Annotated in this window: 12 protein-coding genes and 1 pseudogene; 8 read left to right on the top strand and 5 right to left on the bottom strand. The window is 67.3% G+C overall.

What is annotated here, in order from left to right; all coding sequences use genetic code 11:
• Positions 1-99 precede the first annotated feature (99 nt).
• From Q5H94_RS13025 to lepB, 7 genes are all read left to right on the top strand, one after another.
• On the top strand, positions 100-1,128 hold the full coding sequence (locus tag Q5H94_RS13025) for a COX15/CtaA family protein (RefSeq protein ID WP_304561708.1): 1,029 nt from the start codon (positions 100-102) through the stop codon (positions 1,126-1,128).
• Complete coding sequence (locus tag Q5H94_RS13030) at positions 1,125-1,946, top strand: hypothetical protein (protein WP_304561709.1); 822 nt, start codon at positions 1,125-1,127, stop codon at positions 1,944-1,946. Before Q5H94_RS13025 ends, Q5H94_RS13030 begins: the two co-directional genes overlap by 4 nt.
• Positions 1,947-2,077: 131 nt before the next feature.
• Positions 2,078-2,557: a 50S ribosomal protein L13 gene (gene rplM / locus Q5H94_RS13035; protein ID WP_304561710.1), complete on the top strand. Its 480-nt coding sequence runs from the start codon at positions 2,078-2,080 to the stop codon at positions 2,555-2,557.
• Entirely contained in the window at positions 2,557-3,099 is a 543-nt protein-coding gene (rpsI, locus tag Q5H94_RS13040; RefSeq protein ID WP_304561711.1) for a 30S ribosomal protein S9, read from the top strand. Before rplM ends, rpsI begins: the two co-directional genes overlap by 1 nt.
• Before the next feature lie 250 nt (positions 3,100-3,349).
• Positions 3,350-3,973 (top strand): PilZ domain-containing protein, encoded by a 624-nt coding sequence (locus Q5H94_RS13045; RefSeq protein WP_304561712.1) that lies wholly within the window; start codon positions 3,350-3,352, stop codon positions 3,971-3,973.
• A gap of 41 nt (positions 3,974-4,014) precedes the next feature.
• Entirely contained in the window at positions 4,015-4,464 is a 450-nt protein-coding gene (locus Q5H94_RS13050; RefSeq protein WP_304561713.1) for a hypothetical protein, read from the top strand.
• Positions 4,461-5,354, top strand: a complete 894-nt coding sequence (lepB, locus tag Q5H94_RS13055) for a signal peptidase I (protein ID WP_304561714.1) — start codon at positions 4,461-4,463, stop codon at positions 5,352-5,354. The genes Q5H94_RS13050 and lepB overlap by 4 nt, the downstream gene beginning before the upstream one ends.
• Here the strand turns inward: lepB and Q5H94_RS13060 are convergent.
• On the bottom strand, positions 5,351-6,118 hold the full coding sequence (locus Q5H94_RS13060; RefSeq protein ID WP_304561715.1) for a metallophosphoesterase family protein: 768 nt from the start codon (positions 6,116-6,118) through the stop codon (positions 5,351-5,353). The two genes, lepB and Q5H94_RS13060, sit on opposite strands and share 4 nt — an antisense overlap.
• Entirely contained in the window at positions 6,115-6,945 is an 831-nt protein-coding gene (locus tag Q5H94_RS13065; protein WP_304561716.1) for a diacylglycerol/lipid kinase family protein, read from the bottom strand. Before Q5H94_RS13065 ends, Q5H94_RS13060 begins: the two co-directional genes overlap by 4 nt.
• Before the next feature lie 197 nt (positions 6,946-7,142).
• Between Q5H94_RS13065 and Q5H94_RS13070 the strand changes: the two genes are divergently transcribed.
• On the top strand, positions 7,143-9,107 hold the full coding sequence (locus Q5H94_RS13070; protein ID WP_304561726.1) for an OPT family oligopeptide transporter: 1,965 nt from the start codon (positions 7,143-7,145) through the stop codon (positions 9,105-9,107).
• 247 nt (positions 9,108-9,354) lie between these two features.
• On the opposite strand, the gene Q5H94_RS13075 is transcribed toward Q5H94_RS13070, so the two are convergent.
• The 3 genes and pseudogenes from Q5H94_RS13075 to Q5H94_RS13085 all read right to left on the bottom strand — a co-directional run.
• Positions 9,355-9,642 carry a hypothetical protein gene (locus Q5H94_RS13075; protein ID WP_304561717.1) on the bottom strand — a complete coding sequence of 96 codons (288 nt, stop codon included), beginning with the start codon at positions 9,640-9,642 and terminating at the stop codon, positions 9,355-9,357.
• Positions 9,643-9,977: 335 nt separating this feature from the next.
• Positions 9,978-11,261, bottom strand: a complete 1,284-nt coding sequence (locus tag Q5H94_RS13080; protein WP_304561718.1) for a glycoside hydrolase family 130 protein — start codon at positions 11,259-11,261, stop codon at positions 9,978-9,980.
• Between the two features lie 51 nt (positions 11,262-11,312).
• Positions 11,313-12,330: pseudogene (locus tag Q5H94_RS13085) on the bottom strand (glycosyl transferase family 1); the annotation flags it as partial.

The following is a 12,330-nucleotide window of genomic DNA, read 5'->3' on the forward strand; positions in this document are numbered from 1 at the left end:
CATGACGACTTGATCGCGGCGCACAAACTCGGCGAATCGATGGATTCGGGCGACGACTGAACAATCGACGGCGCGCGCGCGGGGCGCTAGGCGGGAAATATGTTGCAAGCGCGTCCTCCGGCCCGTCCCCCTGCGGCCATCATCCAGTGGCTCTGGCTCGTCGCGGCGATGGTCGTGCTGATCGTCGTCGTCGGCGGCGTGACGCGGCTGACCGAATCGGGGCTGTCGATCACGCAGTGGAAGCCGATCACCGGCATCTTGCCCCCGCTCACCGAGACGCAGTGGCAGGCGGAGTTCGCCAATTACCGCCAGATCCCGCAATATGAGGCGATCCATCACGGCATGACGCTCGCCGGGTTCAAGGGCATCTTCTTCTGGGAATATCTCCACCGCCTGCTCGGGCGGCTGATCGGCACGGTGTTTGCGGTGCCGCTGATCTATTTCGCGGTGCGGCGGCAGATTCCGCGCGGCTATTTCTGGCGGCTGGTGGCGTTGCTCGCGCTCGGCGGGCTGCAGGGCGCGTTCGGCTGGTTGATGGTGCGATCGGGCCTGTCGGACCGCACCGAGGTCGCGCCGCTGTGGCTGGCCGCGCATCTGATGACGGCGCTGTTCACGCTGGCGGGGCTGGTGTGGACCGCGCTCGATCTGTCCACGCTGCGGCGGGACACGCGGGCGATGCCGGCGCGGTTGGGGCTGATCGGCGTGGTCGTCGGTGCGGTGCTGGCGGTGCAGTTGTTCTATGGCGCGCTGATGGCGGGGCTGCGCGCGGGGCTGGTCGCGCGCGACTGGCCGCTGATGAACGGGCGCTTCTTCCCGACCGAGGTGCTGGGCTCGCGGCCGTTCGCGCAGTTGCTGATCGACGATCCCGGCCTCGTCCACTTCATCCACCGCTGGTGGGCGTGGGTGACGGTCGCCGCGCTGATCGTGCTGGCGCGGCGCGTGAAGCCGGTGAACCGCCGCGCAGCGGTTGCCATCCACATCACCTTCGGGACGCAGATCCTGCTCGGCATCGCCACCGTGATGACCGGCGTCGATATCGCACTGGCGGCGCTCCACCAGCTCGTCGGCGCGCTGATCGTCGTCAGCGTGACCTGGGGCGTACATTCGATCGGGAAAACACGGCGATGAGCGCGATTGCGGCGCTGATGATCGCGGCGGCCCCGGCGGTCGCGACCGCGACGTTCCACCCGGTCGAGGGCGTCACCTATATCGCCGACACGGTGGTGACGCGCATCGACGACGGCGTGACGCGGCGTTTCCACACCGCGCGCCACATCGTTTTCCGGCGCGATGGCGACGGCTATCTGGTCGAGGCCGTGCTGCAAAAGGCGGACCAGCAGGCGCCGGGCGCGGGCCAGGCCTTCACGAAGGGCAATGACGCGCTGACCGGGCGCACGGTCCGCTATCGTGTCGATGCGAGCGGCGCGGTCACGGCGATCGAGGATATCGACACGCTGATCGAGCTGATCGCGGAGCAGATCGAAAAGTCCGCACCCGATCCGGCGCGCGGCGCGATGTTCGCCAGGCCGCTGCGCACCGCGGGGCCGGAGCAGCGCCGCGCGATGCTCGCCTCGTTTATCGCGCCCTTGATCGGGGCTGCGGACGCCCACCGCGCCGAGGGCCGTCGTCCGGTCACCCTGCCCCCGCAGCCGCCGATGCCTGTGGGAAGCGGCCTGCCCGGCGAGGAAGTGGTCACGCGCGACCGCGCCGGCATCCTATCGATCGAGACGCGCGCGTCGGGGCCGATCACCGGCCCGGCCGACATCCCCGGCGGCAGCACGGCGACGGGCAGCATCACCCTCACCCTCCTCCGCCGAATCGATCCGGCAACCGGCCTGCTGGTCGAAAGCCGTTCCGAAACGACGACCGTCACCGCCGGCCCGGGTGCGGCGCGCACCGGAAAATCGGAGACGTTGATCACGTTCCGCCCGGCGGTTTCGCGCTAAGGTATCCTGATACCCGTCACGAAACCCGCACAAAGCCTTGACTTCCACGCGCGCCTGAAACATTAGGCCGCCATCGGTGCCGCCCCTGATCGGGCGGCGCTTTTCGTTTTGAACAAAGAGGTCATGGCTCCATGAAGGCGCTCCTGAAGACCACCAAGCCGGCCACGCCGGCGACCGTGGAAAAGAAATGGCTGATCGTCGACGCAGAGGGTCTCGTCGTGGGCCGCATGGCCTCGATCATCGCCAACATCCTGCGCGGCAAGCACAAGCCGAGCTTCACCCCGCACGTCGATTGCGGTGACAATGTCATCATCATCAACGCGGACAAGGTGCGCTTCACGGGCAACAAGCTCAAGGACAAGGTCTATTACAAGCACACCGGCTATGCCGGCGGCATCAAGGGGATCACGGCGGGCAAGGTGCTCGAAGGCCGCTTCCCCGAGCGCGTGATCGAAAAGGCCATCGAGCGGATGATCCCGCGCGGCCCGCTCGGCCGTCAGCAGCTGCGCAACTTGCGCGTCTTCGCCGGCACCGAGCATCCGCACGAAGCGCAGAACCCCGAGGTTCTCGACATCGCCAGCATGAACCGCAAGAACAAGGTGGGCGCATAATGTCCGACAATCGCCAGTCGCTTTCCGACCTCGCGTCGCTGACCAGCCAGCCCGCGCCGCAGGCCGCAACCCCGCAGGCGCCCGTCCCCGGTGCCGAGCCGGTCCAGGCACCGACTTACGAGCCCACCCCGCTGCGCGCGCAGGAGCTCGACAAGTTCGGCCGCGCTTATGCCACCGGCCGCCGCAAGGACGCCGTCGCGCGCGTCTGGCTGAAGCCGGGCACGGGCAAGATCACCATCAACGGCCGCGATCAGGTCGTCTATTTCGCGCGTCCGACGCTGCGCCTCGTCATCAACCAGGTGTTCGGTATCACCGAGCGTACCGGCCAGTATGACGTCGTCTGCACCGTCAAGGGCGGCGGCCTCTCGGGCCAGGCGGGCGCAGTAAAGCACGGCATCAGCCAGGCGATCACCAAATACGAGCCGGTCCTGCGCGGCGCGGTGAAGGCGGCGGGCTTCCTGACCCGCGACAGCCGCACCGTCGAGCGCAAGAAGTACGGCCGCGCGAAGGCACGTCGTTCGTTCCAGTTCTCGAAGCGTTAAGCGAGCTTCGGATAGCCAAGGCTATCCGAAGACTCGTAGCGCCGGCCGGCGGAGGCACAGCCTTCGTCCGACGTCACGGATTTACTCCGTGACGGCTTCCCTTCCGGGAAGGACGGCACCGAAACACTCTCTCCCGAGAGTCAGGGCGGCCCCGAAACGGGTCGCCCTTCTTCGTTACTGGATAAAGCCAGCGACGCCGGTAACCAATGCCGTTCACCTGCTCTTATCGCGCGCACCATAGTCCCTGTGGATGCACTCCGCGCAGCCATCGCCCGAGACCCTATCGCGACCGGAACGCCGCGAGCGGCGGCTCGCCAATCGCGCCGTCGCGGTGCTGCGCGTCGCGCGGCTGATCACCGAGCAAGGCGACCAGCTTTGCGTCGTGCGCAACGTCTCGCCGACGGGCGTGATGGTCGATACCGCGCAGCCGCCCGCACCGGGCGATGCGATCTGGCTGGAATTCTCGACGACGGTGAAGGTGCGCGGCATCGTGCGCTGGGTGGTCGACTATCGTTTCGGCGTGGAATTCGATGCGGCGACCGATATCCTGAAAGCGCTAGACCAACCGATAGGGCGGCTGCGGCGGCAACGCTCGCGCGCGCCGCGCTTCGTGCGTGACGGCAAGGTGCAGATCGGCGGAACGGCGCGCCCGGCCGAGGGCACGATCCTCAACATCTCGCTCGGCGGCGTGCGCGCGGCGGTCGGCCAGACCGATCTGACGCCGGGGATGCGGGTGACGTTGACCATCCCGGGCCTTGCCAAGCACGACGGGCAGGTGCGCTGGATCCGGTCGGGCATCGTCGGCATCTGGTTCAACCGGCCGCTCCATTTCAGCGATCTCGCCTTGTGGCTGACCGGAGCGGCAGCGGACTGACCCGGCTGTCGCAACCCTGAGAGATCGGTTAATCGACGGCGATGCAGGATCTGACCGACCGCATCATCGCCTTCGTCGAGAGTGTCGGCATTGCCGTGCGCGAAGGGCCGATCGCCGGCGAGACTTTCATGCCCGGAATGGCGGTGCGCGGCGGTACGCTGGCGATCGACCGCGAGACGCTGCGCTGGCCCGGCGACCTGCTGCACGAGGCCGGGCATATCGCCGTCACCGACCCGGCACTGCGCGCGGGCACCACCGCCGTGTCGACCGATCCCAGCGAAGAGATGGCGGCGATCGCCTGGTCCTATGCCGCGGCGCGCGCGATGGCACTCGACCCGGCGCTGGTCTTTCATGACGGCGGCTACAAGGGCGGCGGCGGGTGGATCGCCGATGCCTTTGCGAGCGGGGGCACCATCGGCGTGCCGATGCTGGTGTGGTACGGCATGACCACGAACGACGCCTTCCCCGCGATGAAGCGCTGGCTGCGATGACCGGGACGCCGCGCAGATCGATCGCCGCGCGGATCGGCGTGACCTTGCTCAATCTGATCGCGCCCGGGCTCGGGCTGTTGCGCGTGGCGGGATTGCGCGCGGCGGCGGGGTATCTCGCCGCGCCGACGCTGCTCCTGCTGGCGCTGGCGGGTTTCGGCTGGATCGCGCCGACACCGGGCTTCGCCGCCTTCGCTACCGTCGTGCTGGCGACGATGGCGGCATTGATCGCGCTGATGATCGTGGCGATGGTGCGGACCTGGCGGGCGAGCCGCCAGCGAGCGCCGGTGAAGGGCTGGTCGCGCTGGTATGGAATCGTCGCGGCGTCGATCGTCGCCGGGGTGGCGGCCAACGCCGCCGCCGAGGCGTGCCACGCGCTCTACAAGCCCTATTACATTCCGTCCGAGGCGATGCTGCCGACCCTTGCCGACAAGGAGACCTTCCTCACCGACATGCGCGGCGGGCGGCATCCGGCGCGCGGCGATATCGTCCTGTTCGACATGCCCGAGCTTCACACCGTCTATATCAAGCGCGTCGTGGCGCTTCCGGGCGACCGGGTCGCGCTGGTGGGGGGCGTGCCCGTCATCAACGGGCGCAAGGCGCGGCAAGTGCCGGTTGGCGGGCGAACGTACCGCGAGACCTTGCCGGGCGAGGCAGGATCGCATGCGGTGCTCGATCTCGGCCCTTCCGATCTCGACGACATGGCCGAACGGGTCGTCCCGCCCGGGCAGCTCTTCGTGCTGGGCGACAATCGCGACCGATCGGCCGACAGCCGCGTGCCGCGCAGCGAGTTCGGGACGGGATGGGTGCCGGTGCGCGACGTCGTCGGCGTGCCGCTGTTCACCTATTGGAACACCGACCTCAGCCGGATCGGCCGCAAGCTGACGCCCTAGGCCGCCTGTTCCACCGGCAGCTTCTGGTCGGGTTCGGGCGCGGCGGTGCGCACCTTCACCACGAAGCCGCTCTCGCCGATCTGGATCTCGTTGAACGACGGCGGCGAGACGCGCACGCGCTCCGACAGCGTGCCCGCGCCGATCAGGCGGATCGTGTGGCCGTCGACCTGATGCGCGATGTCGAAGGGATCGTGGACGTGGCCGGTCAACACCGCCGCCACGCCCGCCCGCGCGAGCGCGATCAGCGCCTCGCCGCCGTGGCGCGTCTGCGAGGACATGCGGGTGTGCGGCTCGATCAGCGGGTGGTGGCACGCAACGAACACGCGCTTGCCCGCCGGTGCCGCCGCGACCAGCGCCAGCGTCTTGGCAAGCTCGCCGTCCGAGACATAACCCTTCGACCAGTTGAGCCGCCACTGGAAGCGCGCCGTCGTCACCATCGGCACGATGACGACGCCGGGCAGTTCGAGCGGCTTCTCGACCATCTGCTCGAGCGCGACGAAGCGGCGATAGGGCCGCGCGAAGCGCTCGTAGAGGTTGAAATAGGGGAGATCGTGGTTTCCGACCTCAACCGTGACCGGCACATCGAGGCTCTGCAGCCATGCGAGCGCCGCCGCGAACTCGCGCCGCCGCGCGCGCGACGTGAGATCGCCCGTCATAACCACCGCGTCGGGGCGTTCGTATTGCACCAACGCATCGAACCACGCGATCGCGTCGCGGTCCTCGCGGCCGAAATGCACATCGCTGACGTGGAAGAGGCGGATCATGCAGGCGGAAACGTGCGGAGGAACATTTCGTTCGTCTGCCCGCCCGAAATCACTGTCAGCGGATCGAGCATCACCGGTTCGCCATCGAACAGCGCGAGCACGGGCTTGCGCCCGCCCACATTGAAGCGCTCCGTGAACACCTGCGTCACCGCGCGCGAGGCGACCCAGTCGCCGCTCACCCAATCCCAGCCGAGGGCTGCGATCGCACGGAAATCGCGCGCGTCGACTGCCGCCACGTCGAGGTGATCGTGCCCCGGCCGGACGAACACCGCCTGAGCACGGTGAGTCAGGCCCGGCACGCCGATCAGCTTGATGCCGCGCGAGAAGGTCCGCCGCCAGGCGTGGCTGATGGCGCGCCCGAGCCCGCGGAACGTGCCCTTGCGCACCAGCTCGCGGGCGTGGACCCAGGCGGTCGCGGGGCCGAGGATGAGGCCGACGAGCGCGCGGTGCTTTCCCGCCTCCACATAGGGTAGCGAGACGATCTCGCCGTTCTCGTAGGCGGCGTGGATGATCGCAGCGGGATCGGCATTGCCGTGCAGGCTCTTGGCGAGCAGGTTCATCGTGCCGCCGGGCAGGATGAGGATCTTGCCCTGCCATTTCGCCAGCGCGCAGACCGCCGCGTTGATCGTGCCGTCGCCCGCGAACAGCGCGACGGTATCGGCGCCGGCATCGTCGAGTTCCTCCCCGGTCGGCAAATCCTGATCGGGGAAGGATGTGCGCCCGGCGATCGCGAGGCCGCGTTCGGCGAAGACCGCGCAAATCGCTTCCGCCTTGGCATCGGTCGCGGTGCCCGAGGCCGTATTCGTGATGAACCAGATTTTCTGCATCGCACCCTAACGCGGGTGTGCGGCGATTGTTTCGGGAGCGGAGTGATTGCCATGCTCAAATAGCCCCTCCCCTTCAGGGGAGGGGTTGGGGTGGGGAAGGCCGCGAGGACTGGTCTCTGTGAGACCCGCCCCACCCCCTACCCCTCCCCTGAAGGGGAGGGGCTTGGAAGGCGTGTCGCTTCGTGTCACCAAGCGCCATGCAGACTTCTTCTCGACCCATCGCCGAACTCACCGCGCGCGGCATTCTGCTCGGCGGCGTCATCACGCTCTTCTTCACGGCGGCCAACGTGTATCTCGGGCTGAAGGTCGGGCTGACCTTCGCGACGTCGATCCCGGCCGCGGTCATCTCGATGGCGATCCTGCGGCTGCTGCCGGGCGGATCGATCCTGGAGAACAACATCGTCCAGACGATCGCGAGCGCGGCGGGCACGCTATCGGCGATCATCTTCGTGCTGCCGGGCCTCGTCATGATCGGCTGGTGGCAGGGCTTTCCGTATATCCAGACGGCGATGATCACCGCGACCGGCGGCATCCTCGGCGTGATGTTCTCGGTGCCGCTGCGGCGGGCGCTCGTCGTCGAGACCGACCTGCCCTACCCGGAAGGCGTCGCCGCCGCCGAGGTGCTGGAGATCGGCGCGGGCTCGCGCGCCGGAGCCGGTGAAGAGGGGGGCGACGACGAGAGCGCGCGCGGGCTGAAGGTACTGGTCGTCAACAGCGCGGCCTCGGCGGGCTTCGCGGTCGCCACGCAGACCAAGATCATCACCGACACCGCCGCGACCTCGTTCCGCGTCGGCAGCGGCGCGACTTCGGTGTCGAGCAGCCTGAGCTTCGCGCTGCTCGGCGTCGGGCACCTCGTCGGCATTTCGGTCGGCGCGGCGATGGCGCTGGGGCTGGTGATCGGCTGGTTCGGGCTGACCCCGTTCCTCACCGCCGCCAACCCGATCCCCGGCGACATCGCCGGCTGGGTCAGCACGATCTGGAAGAGCGACGTGCGCTTCTTCGGCGCGGGCGTGATCGGCATCTCGGCGGTGTGGACCCTGCTGAAGATCGCGGGGCCGGTGATCGGCGGCGTCCGCTCCGCGCTGGCCGCCAGCGCCAAGCGCCATGCGGGCGAGACGCTCGCGCTGGAGGAACAGGATCTGCCGATCACATGGGTTGCAGGCGTCGCGGTGCTGACGCTGATCCCGATCGTGTGGCTGCTGTGGGACGTGCTGGCGGGCGGCGCGCTCGTCGGATCGGCCTTCGCGCTGATCGCGGGGGCGCTGGTGTTCATCGTCGTCGCGGGGATGCTGATCGCGGCCGTCACCGGCTATATGGCGGGCCTGATCGGCGCGTCGAACTCGCCGGTTTCGGGCATCGGCATCCTCTCGGTGCTGGGGTCGGCGCTGATGCTGGTCGGGCTGTTCGGCCAGCATCCGGGCGCGAACACGACGCAGGCGCTGATCGCCTATTCGCTGATCGTGACGGGTATCGTCTTCGGCGTCGCGACGATCTCCAACGACAATCTGCAGGATCTCAAGACCGGGCAGCTGGTCGGCGCGACGCCGTGGAAGCAGCAGGTCGCGCTGGTGATCGGCGTGGGCTTCGGATCGCTGATCATCCCGCCGGTGCTGAACGTGCTCAACACCGGCATCGGCTTCGCGGGGGCGCCGGGCGCGGGGCCGAACGCGCTGGCGGCACCGCAGGCCGGGCTGATCTCGGCGCTGGCGAAGGGCGTGCTGTCGGGCGACGCCAACTGGACGATGCTGTTCTGGGGCGCGATCGCGGGCGTGGCGCTGATCGTGCTGGACGAGGTGCTGGGGATGCTCAAGACGCTGCGGCTTCCTCCGTTGGGTGTCGCGCTCGGCATCTACCTGCCGATGGCGGTGATCCTGCCGACGGTGATCGGATCGGTGGTCGGCTGGTTCTACGACCGCTGGGCGCGTGGGAGCGCCAACCCCGAGGTGGCGGAGCGCATGGGCACGCTGACCGCGACGGGCCTGATCGTCGGCGAGAGCCTGTGGGGCGTGGCCTTCGCGTTCATCGTCTATCTGTCGGGCAGCGACGCGCCGATGGCGCTGGTTGGGCCGGACTTCGCGACCGTGGCGCTGGTGGCGGGGACGTTGGCGTTCATCGCGCTGACGGCGTACCTGTACCGGCGGACGATGGCGGCGGTGCGGTGAGCTTGCCGCCTGAGAGTTATACCTCGCTTGACAGATTGACGCCTGAATCGAAACTGTAAGGCGCGATCGTTTCCGAAATTGCGCCGATCGGGCGCGGAAGGACGTGCCGCGGAAGTGGCGTTTCCCCAAGAGCAGACGATGTGAAAGAGCGACGGCCACTGTCGCAGATCGGTGCCGTGTAGGACAGCGATGTCAGGAGTTTTTGGTGGCGGACATCGCGCCATGCCTCAAAGGGAAGGTCGGGGAGCTACGATTTGTTTGCGCAGGTCGCGATCCCTGGCTCGACCAAGACCGCGACCATACCGATAGCGCACAGCGCCGTAAGCAATAACGACGCGACGTAGGCGACCTGCTTGAAACGGGCGCCTGATGGTCGTCCCGAAGGAATGGATTTCAGCGCGAGGACGAATGCGGCGCTCGCAATCGGCAACGCCACGATCAGAAATCCAATTTCCGGATAATCTTCGGTTCGACACCCCCTTATTTCAAAGGCATGGTTGGTAACCCCAAAATACGCCGCCACCACGAGACACATCAGACTCGCCGCGACCGGCAAAAGAGATCGGATCGATAGCAAGACTATCTCCACAGACCGGCAGGCAGGATCACCGAACGAAAGACAAGGCGCATATTCCCATCGGTCACCCGTGATCGGCGTCTCGGCACGTTGGGGCGGTGATGCCATTCGCGACACCGTCGGCAAAGCCGTCGGCCAGTTTCGGACACCATCAAACCCCGTTCGTCCTGAGGAGAGACCGAGTAGCCGTAGGCGTATCGAGGGCTCGTATCGAAGGGTCGTGGGGCTCACTGTCCTTCGATTCGCGCCTTCGACTTCGCTCAGTCGCTACTCAGGACGAACGGTGGTGGGGATTACATGGAATCCAGCAGACTCTTGATCGGAATGAACGCGAACGCCACCGAGCTGTCCGCCACGCCGTAAGGCACGAACAGCTTGTCGCCGTGGCGCAGCGCGCCGCAGGAATAGACGACGTTGGGCACATAGCCCTCGCGGTCCTGGTCCGCCGCGGCCAAGATCGGCTCGCGCGTGCGGCCGAGGACGATCGACGGATCGTCCTTGTCGAGCAGCACCGCGCCGATCGAATATTTGCGCATCGCGCCGACGCCGTGCGTCAGCAGCAGCCAGCCTTCGTCGATCTCGATCGGCGGACCGCAATTGCCGATCTGCACCAGCTCCCACGGATAATGCGGGCCGAGCAGCTTCTGCCCCTCGTCCCAATGCGTCAGCGTGTCCGATTTGATGAGGAACAGGTTCTCGCCGTCCTGCCGCCCGATCATCATATATTGCCCGCCGACCTTGCGCGGGAACAGGCCCATGCCCTTGTTGCGCGCGGCCGAGCCGGTCATCGGCACGAGATCGAAGGCGCGGAAATCGCGCGTCCGCAGCAGCTCCGACTGGATCGTCGCGCCGTTATAGGCGGTGTAGGTGCCGAGCCATTCCCAACTGCCGTCGTCATGCTGGAAGTGGACGAGGCGCATGTCCTCCAGCCCCTTCGACTGCGCATCGGTGATCGGGAAGATCACCGTGCCCGAGAGCGTGGAATCGCGGTGGCGGTAGACGGTGACGGGGCCGGTCGGGATCTTCAACTCGTCGGCACCGATCAGATCGGTCGCGGTCGCGAAGGGCGGCTCGGGCGCGAGCTTCAGCTCGTTGTTGTCGGTGATGATGCCCTCGCGGAAGGCGACCGAGGAGATGTGCCCCTCACCCACCGCACGCAGCGACATCAGGATGCGCTGCGAGCCCGGCGGCATGCCCGACTGATCGAAATGCGGCACGCAGCTCGGGTTCATCAGCGCGGCGGCGGCATAGCTGTATTCGTGGCAGAAATACGCGCCGATGAGCTGGCGCTTCTCGTCACCGATCTCGGTGCCGTCGAGGCCGAGCATCTGCTCGATCTCGTCATAGCGCGTCATGAACACGCGGCGCGTCTGCCAGTGGCGCGCCTCGAAATCCTTGAGGACGATCTCCAGCTCGGCGCGGGTGCGCACGGCATCGAGCTGCATCACCTCGGCGACGATACGTTCGGTGCGACCATTGCCCTTGCCGTTGGCTGCCCAACCGAGGTGAAACGGGCGGACCACCACGCGGGAAGGATCGGCATGCAGCCGCAGCGCATGGTGAAACAGCTCAATCATCGACCGCCCCGCAATCGTCTCTTACTTCCGAATGCGGCGTCGCAAGCGAGGCTATGCGACGGCGCGATCCGGTCCTGCCACGCTTTCCGCCTGCTTTGAAAGCCCCGAAATCGCGCAAGACGCAAGCTGGAGCGCCAAAATCGACTCGGCACCCTGATTCCGGTTGAGCCCGGTCGGCATCAGGCCGTCGAAACAGCCGCCATCCTGGACGGTCGCCAGCGGCAGATCGAGATCGTTGAGGCCGAGATACCAGCGATAGGCCTTCAGCGCCTCGTCGATCCAGCGCGCGTCGCCGGTCGCCTCGTGCGCGGCCTCGCACGCCTCGATCGTCGCCTGCGCCTCGAGCGGCTGCTGGTCGAAGGGCAGCGGATCCTGATACGGCCGGCCGAAACTCTCGGTGCCGACCGCGCGGAAGCGGCCCTCGGGCGAGGTCTGCTTGCCGATGATCCAGTCGAGCGTCGCGGTGCCGCAGGCGACCAGGTCGTCGCGGCGCAGCGCCTTGCCGGCGCGGATCAGGGCCTCGGGAAGGCGCGCGTTGTCATAGGCCAGCACGATCTCGAACCATTCCCATTCGGGGCGGCGGTTCTCGTCGAGCAGCGACTGCAATTCCGCCGAGAAGCGCACGAGGATACTGCGCGCGAGGGCATGGCCGGGGTGCGCCTCCAGCATCGCGGTCGCGCCGAGCATCGCGAAGGCGTGGCTGCGCGGGGAGCCGAGCTCGAAGGCGAGGCTCGCCGTCGTGTCGAACATATTGACCGCCCAGTCGCGGTGCTTCGCGACCTTCGCATCGCGCGCCGTCACGCCGAGCGCCCAGAGCGCGCGGCCGTTCGAATCCTCGGACCCGCAATCCTCGCACCAGGTGCGATCGAAGTTCATGAAATTGCGGAAACGGCGCTGATCCGGGTTCCACGCATATTGCACGAAGCTCTCGTAGACGGTCATCCACTTGTCGCGGGCCTCTTCGTCGAGATCCTTCATCTTGCAGACGAGCATCAGCGCTCGGGCATTGTCATCGATGCAATAGCCGTGGCGGCGATCGGGCACCGAATAGATCGAATGCTGGAGCATG

Origin of the sequence: Sphingomonas immobilis (assembly GCF_030580995.1) — a bacterium.
GTDB classification, from domain to species: Bacteria; Pseudomonadota; Alphaproteobacteria; order Sphingomonadales; family Sphingomonadaceae; genus Sphingomonas; species Sphingomonas immobilis.